The 14,475-nt window shown below is 59.9% G+C and carries 13 protein-coding genes; 9 read left to right on the top strand and 4 right to left on the bottom strand.

All coding sequences use genetic code 11. From position 1 onward, the window contains the following. Positions 1–43: 43 nt before the first annotated feature. The 6 genes from purS to N1037_13375 all read left to right on the top strand — a co-directional run bounded on the left by purS (position 44) and on the right by N1037_13375 (position 8,323). Positions 44–274, top strand: coding sequence for a phosphoribosylformylglycinamidine synthase subunit PurS (gene purS / locus N1037_13400; protein UWS78274.1), 231 nt, complete (start codon positions 44–46; stop codon positions 272–274). Then, complete coding sequence (gene purQ / locus N1037_13395; protein UWS78273.1) at positions 274–942, top strand: phosphoribosylformylglycinamidine synthase subunit PurQ; 669 nt, start codon at positions 274–276, stop codon at positions 940–942. The genes purS and purQ overlap by 1 nt, the downstream gene beginning before the upstream one ends. A 36-nt stretch (positions 943–978) precedes the next feature. Next, positions 979–2,751: an ATP-binding protein gene (locus tag N1037_13390; GenBank protein ID UWS78272.1), complete on the top strand. Its 1,773-nt coding sequence runs from the start codon at positions 979–981 to the stop codon at positions 2,749–2,751. Positions 2,752–2,784: 33 nt separating this feature from the next. Next, positions 2,785–4,122 (top strand): sigma-54 dependent transcriptional regulator, encoded by a 1,338-nt coding sequence (locus N1037_13385; GenBank protein UWS78271.1) that lies wholly within the window; start codon positions 2,785–2,787, stop codon positions 4,120–4,122. Between the two features lie 626 nt (positions 4,123–4,748). Then, a complete protein-coding gene (locus N1037_13380; protein ID UWS78270.1) occupies positions 4,749–7,829 on the top strand; it encodes an Rne/Rng family ribonuclease in 3,081 nt (1,026 codons plus the stop codon). Positions 7,830–7,930: 101 nt separating this feature from the next. Further along, positions 7,931–8,323, top strand: a complete 393-nt coding sequence (locus tag N1037_13375; protein UWS78269.1) for a nuclear transport factor 2 family protein — start codon at positions 7,931–7,933, stop codon at positions 8,321–8,323. 82 nt (positions 8,324–8,405) lie between these two features. On the opposite strand, the gene N1037_13370 is transcribed toward N1037_13375, so the two are convergent. Beyond that, positions 8,406–8,639, bottom strand: a complete 234-nt coding sequence (locus N1037_13370) for a sulfurtransferase TusA family protein (protein UWS81361.1) — start codon at positions 8,637–8,639, stop codon at positions 8,406–8,408. Positions 8,640–8,766: 127 nt separating this feature from the next. Here N1037_13370 and N1037_13365 point away from each other — a divergent pair, with 127 nt between their 5' ends. The 3 genes from N1037_13365 to N1037_13355 all read left to right on the top strand — a co-directional run bounded on the left by N1037_13365 (position 8,767) and on the right by N1037_13355 (position 12,504). Further along, the gene (locus N1037_13365) at positions 8,767–9,519 is read left to right on the top strand and encodes a cytochrome c biogenesis protein CcdA (protein UWS78268.1); all 753 of its coding nucleotides are present in this window, start codon (positions 8,767–8,769) and stop codon (positions 9,517–9,519) included. Positions 9,520–9,769: 250 nt separating this feature from the next. Continuing rightward, positions 9,770–11,080 (top strand): hypothetical protein, encoded by a 1,311-nt coding sequence (locus tag N1037_13360; protein ID UWS78267.1) that lies wholly within the window; start codon positions 9,770–9,772, stop codon positions 11,078–11,080. Then, positions 11,077–12,504, top strand: coding sequence for a cytochrome P450 (locus tag N1037_13355; protein UWS78266.1), 1,428 nt, complete (start codon positions 11,077–11,079; stop codon positions 12,502–12,504). Before N1037_13360 ends, N1037_13355 begins: the two co-directional genes overlap by 4 nt. Here the strand turns inward: N1037_13355 and N1037_13350 are convergent. The 3 genes from N1037_13350 to fumC are packed head-to-tail and all read right to left on the bottom strand — an operon-like array spanning position 12,495 to position 14,295. Next, a complete protein-coding gene (locus tag N1037_13350; GenBank protein ID UWS78265.1) occupies positions 12,495–12,728 on the bottom strand; it encodes a ribbon-helix-helix domain-containing protein in 234 nt (77 codons plus the stop codon). The genes N1037_13355 and N1037_13350 overlap by 10 nt on opposite strands. After that, positions 12,725–12,901 carry a DUF4169 family protein gene (locus N1037_13345; protein ID UWS78264.1) on the bottom strand — a complete coding sequence of 59 codons (177 nt, stop codon included), beginning with the start codon at positions 12,899–12,901 and terminating at the stop codon, positions 12,725–12,727. Before N1037_13345 ends, N1037_13350 begins: the two co-directional genes overlap by 4 nt. Continuing rightward, the gene (fumC, locus tag N1037_13340) at positions 12,901–14,295 is read right to left on the bottom strand and encodes a class II fumarate hydratase (GenBank protein ID UWS78263.1); all 1,395 of its coding nucleotides are present in this window, start codon (positions 14,293–14,295) and stop codon (positions 12,901–12,903) included. The genes N1037_13345 and fumC overlap by 1 nt, the downstream gene beginning before the upstream one ends. Positions 14,296–14,475 lie beyond the last annotated feature (180 nt).

Genomic DNA, 14,475 nt, shown 5'->3' with positions numbered 1-14,475 from the left:
CGCGACCAGGGGTCCGCTCCCATCGAAGCTGAGGAACGACACGATGAAGGCACGGGTGCATGTTATGCTGAAGAACGGGGTTCTGGATCCACAGGGTGAGGCCGTGCGCCACGCGCTTGGGGCTCTGGGCTTTGACAAGGTTGAAGGTGTGCGGCAGGGCAAGGTGATTGATCTTGATCTCACCGCGGGCGCCACTGAGGCCGATGTCACCGAGATGTGCGAAAAGCTGCTCGCCAATACCGTCATCGAATCCTACAGCATCGAGATGAAGTGATGAAAGCAGCCGTCGTCGTATTTCCCGGATCCAATTGCGACCGCGATCTTGCGGTTGCCTTTGAACAGGCCGGTTTTGATGTCTCCATGGTCTGGCACAAGGACAGCGTCCTGCCTGAAGGTATTGATATCGTAGGCGTTCCCGGTGGCTTCTCCTATGGGGATTACCTGCGCTGTGGCGCCATTGCTGCGCAATCGCCAATCTGCCGGGCGGTTGTCGAACATGCCGATCGTGGCGGCTATGCCATGGGGGTTTGCAACGGCTTTCAGATCCTCACAGAGACCGGCGTTTTGCCGGGGGCACTGCTGCGCAATGCCGGGCTGAAATACATCTGCCGTACCGTTGATTTGCAGGTCGCCACCGAGCAGAGCGTCTTTACCCAGGGCTACGCCAAGGGCGATGTGATTGGCATCCCGATCGCGCATCACGATGGCAACTACTTTGCCGATGCCGAGACCCTTGCGGCGCTGAAGGATCAGGACCGTATCGCCTTTACCTATGCCGACAACCCTAATGGGTCGGTGGACGATATCGCCGGCATCCTGTCGGAAAACCGTCGTGTGCTTGGCATGATGCCGCATCCGGAACGCGCCGCCGACGAAGGCCACGGTGGCACCGATGGAACGGCAGTCTTTCGCGCATTGGCCGGTATTGTCGCCGCTGCGTGACTTGAGCTCCTGCGGCGCCAGGAATAGGATTGTCCTATGAATGCGCCGCAGACACACAAAACACCCCCAGAAAAAGAGACCGGATCGCGTACCATTCCCTGGGGCGCGCGGCTGGCGCTGTTGCTGTTCATGGGGGTTGCAGCTGTCACTGTCTGGGTGACAAACCAGCAGTTGACTCATCGCTTTACCGACAGCACCCGCAACCGCGGCGAGCTGCGGCTGGCGCTGTATTCTGGCAACCTGGTCAGCGAGTTGCGCCGCCATGCCATCGTGCCGCAGTTGTTGGCGCGGGATCAGACGCTGATTGCGGCGTTGCAAAGCCAGGATTTCTCGCTGTCAACGCAGCGCTTGCTTTCATTTATTGATGAGATCGGCGCAAATTCGATCATGCTGATGGCCAGCGATGGCCGCACGGTTGCGGCGACCAATCGCAATCGCTTGGGCGAAAATCACCGCAATGAAGCCTATTTTGTTGATGCAGCCCGCGCCAGATCCACGGTGTTTTCGGTAATCAAGCGCGAGGTGGGCGGGTATCGTTTCACCTATTCACGCCGCATGGTTGATACCTCTGGGCTGTTGGGGGTGATCGTCATCGAGGTCGACCTGCGCAAGTTTGAGCGGGCCTGGGCCGGGGTGTCGGATGCGGTGATGGTCACTGACAGCAGGGGCAATATCGTGCTCGCCACCGAGGCGCGCTGGCGGGGTCTGAAAGAAGAGGAGGCGCTGGTCCTGCAAACGCCCGAAAGCGCCATTCAGCGCGCCATCCGGGCGACGGCGGACTGGAGCACCCTGCCACCGGATGCCTATTTGCAGGGCGAAGCGGTAATGCGGCTGGAAAACCGGGTGCCGTTTCAGGGCTGGCGAATGACCTCTTTCACCACCTTTGCCTCGATCCCCGAGAAGGTGAACGCGGTATTGGCGCTGGAAATCATGGGATTCGCCATCCTGCTGGCGCTGGCCTTTTATGCACTGAGCCGGAAGACGGCGATCCGGATGGCGCTGTTCCAGCGCGAGTCGGCGGAGCTTCGCGTATTGAACGCGCGCTTGCAGCGGGAAATTGCCGAGCGTGAGCGCATGCAAAAGACCCTCGCCGTGGCCGAACAAAGCCTGGCGCAGAGCTCTAAACTCGCCGCCCTGGGGGAGATGTCTGCGGCTGTCAGCCACGAGTTGAACCAGCCCCTGGCGGCAATGAAAACCTACCTCGCCGGGGCGCGGCTTTTGCTCAATCGCAACCGCCCTGACGAGGCGCTAGCCTCCTTTGGGCGGATTGATGATCTGATTGAGCGCATGGGCGCCATTACCCGGCAGCTGAAATCCTATGCCCGCAAGGGGGGCGATGCGTTCAGCCCTGTAAACCTTGGCGATGCGCTGGCCTCCAGCCTGTCGATGATGGAACCGCAACTGCGGCAGCGCCATGTCAAAATCACCCGCATTCTGCCCGAAGATCCGGTTTTTGTCATGGCGGATCGCATGCGGCTGGAACAGGTGATGGTCAACCTCTTGCGCAATGCCCTGGATGCTACCAAATCGGTGGAGGAGCCGGAGGTCGAGATCCTGTTGGCCGCAGGGGAGACCGCGACCCTGACGGTGCGCGACAATGGGGTGGGGATCGAGGATTTTGGCAGCTTGTTTGATCCGTTCTACACCACCAAACAGGCTGGCGACGGGGTTGGGCTGGGGCTTGCCATCTCCTCTGGGATCGTCAACGACCTAGGGGGCCGGCTCGCGGCGCGCAACGGGCAAAAAAACGGCGCCGTGTTTGAGATGCAATTGCCGATCCTTGTGGACGGCATCGAGGCCGCTGAATAGCGGCCCGTGAAAGTAACAAAGAAGGGGTGTCCTATGGCACAGGCCATGAAAATTGCGATCGTTGATGATGAGCAGGATATGCGCCAGTCAATCAGCCAATGGTTGGCGCTTTCGGGCTACGACACCGAGACCTTTGCCAGCGCCGAAGATGCGCTAAAGGAGCTTGGGGCGGATTATCCGGGTATCGTTATCTCGGATATCAAGATGCCCGGCATGGATGGAATGCAGTTCCTGAAAAAACTGATGGGCAGCGACAGTGGCTTGCCGGTGATTATGATCACTGGCCATGGGGATGTCCCTATGGCGGTTGAGGCGATGCGGGTCGGGGCGTTTGATTTCCTGGAGAAACCGTTCAACCCCGACCGGATGTCAGAGCTGGCCAAACGTGCCACCGGTGCCCGCCGCCTGACCCTGGACAACCGGGCCCTGCGCCGGGAGCTGTCTGACGGTGGTCAGATCATGAAGAAACTCATTGGTATGAGCCCAGTCATGGAGCGCCTGCGCGAAGACATCCTGGATCTGGGCCAGGCCGACGGCCACGTGCTGATTGACGGGGAAACCGGCACCGGCAAGACGCTTGTCGCCCATGCGCTACATGCGGTGGGTAGCCGTGCGGGCAAGAAGTTTGTGCTGATCTCCTGCGCCGCGCTGGAAGAAGAGGCCCTGTCCAAACGTCTGTTTGGCCCGATGCAGCCAGAAGACAGCCTGCTGCCCGCCCTGGAAGAGGCGCGGGGCGGTACCCTGGTTCTGGAAGGGATCGAGGCGCTGAGCGAAACCTTGCAGGCCAAGCTGTTGAGCGCCATCAACGAGCAAGGCATGCCCGGAGAGACGCGGATCATTGCGATCTCGAACCTGCAGGAAGCCGGGAAAACCTGTGAAGACGCCCTGCGCCCGGATCTGTTTTATCGCCTTGCGGCCCTGCGCATCATGGTGCCACCGCTGCGCCAGCGCGGCGAAGACATCCTGACGCTGTTTACCCGGCTGTGCGAACAGTTTGCCGAAGAATACGGCTGCGACGCTCCGCAGGTCTCGGCGCAGGAGGCGGCGCAGCTGTTGCAGGCCCCCTGGCCGGGCAATGTGCGTCAGCTGATCAATGTGGCAGAGCGGGCCGTGCTGCAGGCGCGCCGCGGTTCCGGCACCATTGCATCGCTATTGATGTCCGATCACGAAGAGATGCAGCCGGTGATGACCACCGAAGGCAAGCCCTTGAAGGAATATGTCGAAGCCTTTGAGCGGATGTTGATCGACAACACCATGCGCCGTCACAAGGGCTCTATTGCCAGCGTGATGGAAGAGCTCTGCCTGCCGCGCCGGACCCTGAATGAAAAGATGGCAAAATACGCGCTGCAGCGCTCTGACTATCTGGGATAGCACTGTCCGGCCCACGGGGCACCGGATGTCCTGTGGGTAAGATTGCTTTTTGGTGCAACGCCAGTGATTTGGCTTGGGGATGGCGTCAGCGGAGTGGCGTCGACCCCAGGTTTTTTAATGAAACATTCATCATTTTGCTTTTTACCCGCATTGTTGTGCCATCGATCGGTCTGCAATGACGAATGTCCATTGTCATTTCTGCAGCGCTGGTCTTATGGTGATAACATGGACTGAGGTCTGACGACTGACCCACCATTTTTGAGATTCGCTGTCTCGCACTTTTGACTGGCGCGATCCGACATCGGAACAACCCGACATCGGAATGAACCGAAAAGGCGAGATAGACCGATTGGCTCCGAATTCATACGGAGCAGCTAAGCGCCTCTTTGATCAATCAAAGAGGGATAACAAGGCAGGCAACGGGGTCTCCCGACCTGTCGGAGAAGAAACGCGATGACGCGCGCGCGAGCGAAGAGCATACAGGCACGAGGACCGGACGCAAGCTCCAGGGCCATCTCCTGTAGTGCGCCGTCCCAGATCGCCCTGACAAGACACCCCCCGATACATGCGCGGCCTCCCGATAAGGCAAGGTTTGCGTCTGCGCAGGGCAGGTGCACTAAGGAAACATGGCAAAGAAGATGCTTATTGATGCCACCCACGCGGAAGAAACCCGCGTCGTGGTGGTCGACGGAAACAAGGTTGAAGAGTTTGACTTTGAATCTGAGAACAAACGCCAGCTAGCTGGCAACATTTATCTGGCAAAAGTTACACGGGTAGAGCCTTCGCTACAGGCCGCCTTTGTGGAATATGGCGGCAATCGCCATGGCTTTCTCGCCTTTTCGGAAATCCACCCCGACTATTATCAGATCCCGGTTGCTGACCGCGAAGCCCTGATGGAAGAAGAGCGCGCCTATGCGGAAGCACAGCGTGCCCGCGAGGAAGACGAAGAGGCCAAGCCTTCACGGTCGCGCTCACGGGGTCGCAAGGGCTCCCGGTCCAAGGCTGCTAAGGTCTCCTCTGGGGATGCGGTCGAGACCAAAGAGGTGGCGCCCGCTACACCTGCCTCTGAAACCAGTGCTGATACGCCGGTGGTTTCGGAAATCGCTGGTATGGAAACCATTGATTTGGTCGACGAAATGGCGCGCGATGAGGCCAAGCTGGCCGAGGTCCCCGAAGGCTCCTCGCCGATGGAACGTGTTGCTGACACCCCGGTAGAAGAGCCCTCCAACCCGGAAGAGACGCGCTCGCAAGAGGCCGGCCCAGACGCAGCAAGCGCTGAAGCCGCCAGTGCAGAAGAGCCTGCGCAAGAGGCAACTGCGCCAGCCGCTGCGGATGTAACCGCTAAGGACGCAAGTGTTGAACCCACCGGCGGTGACGCTGCCGAGGATGACGCCGCCCAGAATGACACTGACAAAGGCGCCAGTGATGAGACCGGCGACAAAGCAGAGCAGGACGATGCGCGTGTTGATGCCAGCGCCAAAGACGAAACCATTGAATCGGTTGCTGACGAAGACGACAGCGAAGACATTCGCCCGGCCCGCAAGCCACGTCCACGTCGGTATAAGATTCAAGAAGTCATCAAGGTCCGTCAGGTTCTGCTGGTCCAGGTTGTCAAAGAAGAGCGCGGCAACAAGGGCGCTGCTCTCACCACCTATCTGTCGCTGGCAGGGCGCTACTGCGTTCTGATGCCCAACACCGCGCGCGGTGGCGGCATCAGCCGCAAGATCACCAATGCCGTTGACCGCAAAAAACTGAAAGATATCGCAACCGAAATCGACGTGCCATCGGGTGCGGGGCTTATTGTGCGCACGGCTGGGGCCAAGCGTACCAAGGCAGAAATCAAACGCGATTACGAATATCTGCAGCGTCTCTGGGAACAGATCCGCGCGCTGACGCTGAAAAGCATTGCCCCCGCCAAGATCTACGAAGAGGGCGACCTGATCAAACGCTCGATCCGCGACCTTTATAATCGTGAGATTGACGAGGTTCTGGTCGAAGGCGAGCGCGGCTACCGCATCGCCAAGGACTTCATGAAGATGATCATGCCGTCCCACGCCAAAAACGTGAAGAACTACCAGGAAACCCTGCCGCTCTTTGCCCGCTTCCAGGTCGAAAGCTATCTTGGTGGTATGTTCAACCCCACTGTGCAGCTGAAATCCGGCGGCTATATCGTCATCGACACCACCGAAGCTTTGGTGGCGGTTGACGTGAACTCTGGCCGGGCGACAAAACAGTCCTCGATCGAGGAAACCGCGCTCAACACCAACCTGGAGGCCGCCGAAGAAGTGGCGCGCCAGCTGCGTCTGCGTGACCTTGCCGGACTGATCGTCATCGACTTCATCGACATGGATGAGCGTAAGAACAACGCCGCCGTTGAGAACCGGATGAAGGACAAGCTGAAGACGGATCGTGCCCGCATTCAGGTGGGCCGGATCTCTGGTTTTGGCTTGATGGAAATGTCGCGCCAGCGTCTGCGTCCCGGCATGATCGAGGCCACCACCGCGCCCTGCCCACATTGCCACGGCACCGGCCTGATCCGCTCGGATGATAGCATGGCGCTGTCGATCCTGCGCCAGATCGAAGAAGAAGGCACCCGCCGCCGCTCGCGCGAGGTTCTGGTGCGTTGCCCGATTGATATTGCCAACTATCTGATGAACCAGAAGCGTGAACATATCGCGCAGATCGAAGCCCGCTACGGCATGTCGGTCCGCATCGAAGGCGATGCACATCTGGTCAGCCCGGATTTCACGCTGGAGAAGTTCAAGACGGCCACCCGTGTGGTGACTGTTCCTGACGCTTCGGTTGTGTCGGCTGATACCTCTCTTATGGCGCAGATCGACGCTGATGAGGCCGAGGCGGATGCTGAGGTTGCAGAGGAAGAACAGCCTCAGGAGGCTGCGGCTCCTGAAGCGGACGAAAGTGAGAACAACGGCGAGGACAAGCCCAAGCGCAAGCGGCGGCGGCGTCGGCGGCGCAAGTCCGGCAACGGCGGGGAAAACTCCGATTCCGATAGCAACGCGGCCGAGGCTGGCGACAAGGCTGAACCCACAGCGGACGGGGAAGAAAAAGCCGACGCAAAAGCAGGTGAAGAGGCCGATTCTGAAGAGAAGAAGCCAGCCCGCAGCCGGACCCGTACCCGCACCCGTGGTGGTCGTTCGCGCAACAAGAAAAGCGAAGAGACCGCAGTTGAAGAGACCGCAGTTGAAGCCGCACCGGGCGCAGACACAGCTGCCGAGGCGACTGGCGAGGCCCCCAGCGCAGAGCCGGAAGCCACAGTGGCGACCAGTGCCGATCCAGCCAGCAAAAGCGATGGCGAGACCGTAACCGCTGCTGCCACTGAAGAGCCAACTCAGGCTGAGAGTGTCGTGCCGGAGCAGACCACCTCTGAACCTGAGGCATCGCAAGCTGAGGTGTCAGAGGCTCCGGTCGCAGCGGTTGCTGCTGAACCAGTCGCTGAGACACAACCGGTTGCATCTGACACGCCGGAAGTGGAAACTGTAGCTGCCGCCGAAGCGCCTGCGGATCAAGAGAGTGCAGCTGAGGCCGCCGTTGAGCCAGAGGTGACAGCACAGCCAGAGGTCGCTGACGCAGCTGCTGCTGACCCCGCGCCGGAACCTGCAGCGCCTGCAGAAGTGGAAGCCGCGGCTGAGCCAGAACCGACAACCCCGCCCAAGCCCAAGCGGCGCGGATGGTGGTCCATCGGATAAGATAAAAAGGCGGCCTCAGGGGTCGCCTTTTTCTTTGCTGCCGGGGTTTGCGATGCTGGCACAGTGGCGAAACAAACCGACAATACCTGAGGACCGAACACGTGGATCACGACGGGCATTCAACTGTGTTGACAGAAATCCTTGAGCAGGAAACACGGGTCTGGCAGGCCCTGGTTGAAGGCAATGCCGAGGCGGACAAGGCGGCACTGCATGCTGATTTTCTTGGCGTCTACCCCAGCGGTTTTGCCACCCGGGCGGATCATTGCGACCAGCTGCAAGAGGGGCCGACGGTCAGCTCATTTCAGCTCACCGACCCCAGGCTGCTACAGCTGGGCAAGGATCATGTCTGCCTGTCCTATTTGGCGGTCTATCATCGGCCAGGAGCCGCCAGCAGGGATACAATGTATGTGTCATCTATTTGGCAGCGTCAGGGTCAGGGCTGGCTGAACTTGTTTAGCCAGGACACGCCCACTGCCGGGTCAACACCTGTGTGATCCTGCGAGCCGCTTTGGCTCTGCACCTCCGCGACCGGGGCCAAAATGGGGCAGCTACCAGGGCAGTTACCGGGGCTGCTGATCAGCCGGTCTTGCGAATTTGATAGATCTGATGGCCATCGCCCGTGTCCTGTCCAAGGAACTCATACCCAGACTCGGTGCAGAAATGCGGGATGTCGATGAGCGCAGCGGGGTCATCCGCAAGCACCTGCAAAACCTCGCCCGCAGCCATGGACTTGAGGCGTTTGCGCGCCTTTAGCACGGGCAGGGGGCAGAGCAGGCCAATGGCATCGAGGGTGGCATCGCTGTCGGAGATAAATTCAGTCATGTCTTTCAGATAATCCGCCACTCACGCCCTGTCCACAAGGATGTGACCAATGCGCCTCGTGACCTTTGGTACTGGCTGGTCTATGGATCGGGAAAGCCTGTTTTAGGGGAACGAGATGTTTGGAATTGAGATCATAGATGCAGCGCTTTTGCCTGCAATGTTTGTGGCGCTCCTGGGCGGTTTGGTCAGCTTTTTGTCACCCTGTGTGCTGCCGATTGTGCCGCCCTATCTTGCCTATATGAGCGGTGTCTCCATTGGTGAGATGCAGGGCACGGCTGCAGCGCGGCGCAAGGTGATCCTGTCGGCGCTGTTTTTTGTTCTTGGCCTGTCGACAGTGTTCCTGCTGCTGGGCTTCACCGCCTCCTTTTTTGGTGCTTTTGTACTGCAAAATCAGGAGCTTTTCGCTCGGGCTTCCGGTGTTGTGGTGATCATCTTCGGCCTGCATTTTCTGTCGGTATTCCGCATTCCTATCCTGGATCGCGAGGCACGGGTTGACGCCGGTCAGGCCGGTGGATCAGTGCTGGGGGCCTATGTGCTGGGGCTGGCCTTTGCCTTTGGCTGGACGCCCTGCATTGGCCCACAACTTGGGGCGATCCTGTCGCTCGCCGCTTCCGAGGCCTCGGTCAGCCGCGGCACCTTGCTGTTGGGGATCTATGCGCTTGGCCTTGGGGTGCCGTTTTTGCTGGCCGCGATCTTCCTGAACCGCTCGATGGTGGTGATGAACAAGATGAAGCGCCATATGGGGTTGATCGAGAAACTCATGGGCGGGCTGTTGCTGTTGGTCGGCTTTATGTTGGTCACCGGCTTGTTCTCGACCTTCTCCTGGTGGTTGCTCGAAGCCTTTCCGTTTCTTGCCACCCTCGGCTAATACTAAGGCTCAGGTCACTTAAGGCTCGTGTCACTTAAGGCTCGGGCGACCATTACGAACTTAGCTCCAAACCTTCCTCTGGTAGCCGCCTGGGGGAGGTTTTTCTCTTTGCGCCCAGGCCGGCCCCGTCTTTGTCCATCCGTAACCCTGTCTTGGTCCAGTCTCGGCCTTACTCTGGGCGGAAATCTCGACTACTCTGGCGTCAAAGGCAACGAGGCCAGTAAATGAGGCCAGTAAACGAGGCCAGGGAATGGATAGCATAGTGCGGGGCGCAACCGGGCAGCAGCCACAGGATAGGCCAGATGACCCAGCCCAGCCGGTGCGGGCGCGGCGGGTTTTCTATATTCCCGGCTACGACCCCATTCATCCCCGGCGCTACCGCGAGCTTTACCGCAAGGAATCAGCCGCTCAGGCAGAGATCAGCGCCTATCAGATATCCATACAGGCGCAGGCGACCGGCAGCAAAGGACAGGGCCAGCGCCCCTATGGCTGGCAGGTCACCGCAGAGATCGACGGCGCGCAGGTGCAGACAGAATTCAGCGTGCTTGTCTGGTCTGACATTGTGCGCGACAGCATGGATGCCTCGATTGCGGGCACCTATCTGCAGCTGGCCCGTACCGCCTGGATCTACATAGCCTCTGGCACGTTACGCCGCCTTATGCGGCTGCGCAAAGGCCCGGTGATTGCCGCGCTCTACCCTGTTGGCATGCTGCTGGTGCAGGCGTTGTTGGCCCTGCTGCTGCTCTGGGCCTGTGGGGCTGCATGGGCGGCGGCGGTTGCGCTGCTTATCGATCAGCCGCCCTGGTACGCCCTGCTGCCCGGCTGGGGCGGCGGGGCACTGGCAGCGGCGGTTTTGCTCAGATGGTTCAAAAAACAGGATGGCAAGTTCTTTGCCTATTACCTGATGCATGACTACGCCTATTCAGCCGCCTCGCGCGGGGAGAACCCAGCGGAGTTGGAGGCCCGGATTGCAGCCTTTAAACAAGAGATCGCGGCGGCCTTGGCCGCAGGCGATATTGAGGAGCTATTGGTGGTCGGGCATTCCTCGGGGGCGCATGTCGGGGTGTCGGTTCTGGCGGATCTCATCCGCGAGGGGCTGCCAGAGACATGTCCCGAGATCGGATTTCTCACCCTGGGCCAGGTGGTGCCCATGGTGTCTTTCCTGCCCCGTGCCAGTCGGTTGCGCCGCGATCTGCAATACCTGTCACAGCGCGATGAAATTGCCTGGATTGATGTCTCGGCGCCCGGTGATGGCTGCGCCTTTGCGCTGTGTGATCCGGTTGCGGTAAGCGGCGTTGCGCCAGCGGATAAACGCTGGCCGCTGGTGTTTTCCGCCGCCTTCACCCAGACCCTGAGCCCGGCACGCTGGGCCGAGCTGCGCTGGCGGTTTTTCCGCCTGCATTTCCAATATCTTTGTGCCTTTGACCAGCCGGGCGACTATGATTATTTTCGCATCACCGCCGGGGCACAGACCCTGCGGCAGCGCTATCGCACACGTCAGGCCTCTGCCAGCCGGATTGATGTGCCTGTGTCCAAATATACCTCGGTGTCGCCAGAATGAACGCGCCTGACCATGACCCTGGCCCTCAGTTTGAAACAGAGGCGCCCAAGCCCCAGCCGCCAAAACCAGCTGCCCGGCCGGTGCGAGTGTCCTTGTGGCGCTATGTCCGGCTGTTTCGCGATGATATTTTGTCGGCGCAACCAGCAAAACTCTATCGGGCCTGGATGGCCGAATTTCGTGCTCCGAGCTTTCGCTCGTTTCTGATCAACCAGCCCGACCTGATCAAACGGGTACTGAAAGAACAGCCCGATGACTTCCCCAAATCGGATCGCATCGCCGAAGGGCTAAAGCCGCTGCTCGGGGATTCCGTTTTCCTGACCAATGGCGAGACCTGGAAACGCCAGCGCCGCATCATCGATCCCGCCTTCGAAGGGGGGCGGCTGAAGGCGACCTACCCGGCGATGCGGGCTGCGGCCGACTCGGCCATTGTGCGGTTGCAGGCTCAGGTCGGGCAGGGCGCAAGGGTCGAGGTGGAAGAGGTGACCAGCCATGTGGCGGCGGATGTGATTTTTCGCACCCTGTTTTCAATCCCGATCGAAAACGAAGTGGCGGGAGAGGTCTTTACCCGCTTTCGCAACTATCAGCGCAGCCAGCCGCTGTTGAACCTTGCGGCCTTTGTACCCTTGCCAAAGTGGATGCCCCGGTTCTTTCGGCGCGGAACCCGCCCCAATGCCAAAGTGATCCGGGCGCTGATCAGCAAACTTACCGAAGCCCGAATGGCGGCGATCAAGGTCGGGACCGCACCAGAGGATCTGGCGACCAAAATTATGACCACCAGCGATCCCAAAACGGGAGAGCGCTTTGACGCGCAGGAGATGGTGGATCAGGTGGCAATCTTCTTTCTTGCGGGCCATGAAACCAGTGCCTCGGCGCTGGCCTGGACGCTGTATCTGATGGCGCTATATCCTGATTGGCAAGAGCAGCTGGCGCAGGAGGCCGAGGCGCTGGCGGATGAAAGCTTTGCTGCCATGTCAAAGCTGCGCCTGTCGCGGGATGTGTTCCGCGAAGCCCTACGTCTGTATCCGCCGGTGCCCATGATGGTGCGCGAAGCAACCTGCCCGGTGCAGTTTCGCAATCGAACGGTGCCAGAGGGGGCGCAGATCGTGCTCAGCCCCTGGCATTTGCACCGGCACGAGCGTCTATGGGACAATCCCGACGGGTTTGATCCCAATCGCTGGCAAACGGAAAATGGCAAACAGTGCCAGCGCGAAGCCTATATCCCGTTCTCGGCAGGGCCACGGGTTTGCCCCGGTGCCGGATTTGCCATGGTGGAGGGGCCGCTGATCCTGTCGCTGATCCTGCGGCACTTTAAACTCAGCTGTGTTGAGGGCGCCGCGCCGGTGCCCGTGGCGCATCTGACCGTGCGCTCAAAGAACGGGATCTGGTTGCAGGTCAGCCCCCGCGGCAAGGTCGATCAGGCCTGAGGGGCGAGCCGCGCCTGCAAATCGCGCAGCACAAACAGCCGAATGGCAGAGGCCAGGCCGCAATCGGCGCCACGGGCCTCATCAATTTCGGCTGCTAACTCATTGATTGGGCGATTGGTTCTTGCTGCGATCTGGCGAAACTCCAGCCAGAAGGGATCTTCCAGCGAGACCGAGGTGCGGTGCCCGCGTAGGGTGAGGGAGTGTTTGCGGGGGCGACTGTTCATTCGTCGCTCTTGTGGCCATCCAAATCGCGCTTGGCCTTGGCGGCGCGGGCCTCATCCAGCGATTTTTCCAGCTTGCTGCGGCCAAATTTCACAGCGTTCTGGTCAGCGCGGGCCTTATCCTCGGCCCGCGCCTGTGTCTTGCGATACCGGTTCAGATTGACCGGCTTTCCCATCAGTCCTTGGGACCGATCATCTGCTCGGGGCGCACAACCTTGTCAAAGGTGGCTTCATCCACAAAGCCAAGCGCGATGGCTTCTTCTTTGAGGGTGGTGCCGTTTTTATGCGCGGTCTTGGCGACCTTGGTGGCATTGTCATAGCCGATGGTCGGCGCCAGAGCTGTCACCAGCATCAGCGATTCCTTCATCAGCTTGTCGATGCGCGGCTCGTTGGCCTGAATGCCGTTGAGCATCCGTTCGGTAAAGCTGTCGGTGGCATCGCCCAGCAGCTGGATCGACTGCAGCAGGTTGTAGGACATCATCGGGTTGTAGACGTTCAACTCAAAATGACCCTGGCTGCCGGCAAATTTGATCGCAGCGTCATTGCCCATGACATGGGCCGCAACCTGGGTGAGCGCCTCCGCCTGGGTGGGGTTCACCTTTCCGGGCATGATCGAGGAGCCAGGCTCATTCTCGGGCAGGATCAGCTCGCCCAGACCAGAGCGGGGGCCGGAGCCCAGGAAACGGATATCGCTGGCGATCTTGTAGCAGCTACCGGCGATGGTTGCGAGCGCACCGGACAGGAAGACCATGGCATCATGGGCGGCCAGAGCCTCAAATTTGTTGGGGGCGGTGACAAAGGGCAGATCGGTGATTTCGGCCATATTGGCCGCAACGGTTTCGCTCCAGCCCTTTTGGGTGTTCAGGCCGGTGCCTACGGCGGTGCCGCCCTGTGCCAGCTCATAGATGCCGGGCATCGCCAGCTCAACACGGGCAATCCCCTGACGGATCTGGTGGGCATAGCCACCAAATTCCTGGCCCAGGGTCAGCGGTGTCGCATCCTGGGTATGGGTGCGGCCGATCTTGATGATATCCTTGAACTCTTCTGATTTGGTCTCGAGACCCTTGGCGAGTTTTTCCAGACCAGGCAGCAGCACGTCCCGTACCGACATGGCGGTGGCGATATGCATGGCCGTGGGGAAGGTGTCGTTGGAGGACTGACCCATATTACAGTGGTCATTGGGGTGAACCGGATCTTTCGATCCGATGACGCCGCCCAGCATTTCGATCGCGCGGTTGGCGATCACCTCGTTGGAGTTCATGTTGGACTGGGTGCCAGACCCGGTCTGCCAGACCACAAGCGGGAAGTTGTCGTCAAACTTGCCCTCAATGACTTCGCCAGCGGCAGCGATGACGGCATCCGCGATGCGGTCTTCCATCTTGCCGGAGGCCTTGTTGGCCATGGCGCAGGCCTTTTTGATCACCCCCAGTGCACGCACGATGGCGACGGGCTGTTTTTCCCAGCCGATGGGGAAATTCATGATCGAGCGCTGGGTCTGAGCGCCCCAATATTTGTCGGTAGGAACCTCTAGCGGACCAAAGCTGTCGGTCTCGGTGCGGGTATCGGACATCTTGTCTATCTCCGTCTGGTATGCCGTTGCATGCCGTTTAACCTCTGCGCCGTCGCGACGCAATTGGCCAGTTGCGCGCAGCATAGCCTATCACCAGCTGGGGTATAGAGAGAATTCTCCAGATCGGGCTTGTTCCATGTCATTGCTAGCCGGGCAGAGATCATTACTCTAAGCTTGAGG

Source organism: Phaeobacter sp. G2, from assembly GCA_025163595.1.
Taxonomy (GTDB): domain Bacteria; phylum Pseudomonadota; class Alphaproteobacteria; order Rhodobacterales; family Rhodobacteraceae; genus Pseudophaeobacter.
Note: the sequence above shows the minus strand (reverse complement) of the source record. Positions and strands in the feature narration are given on the sequence as shown.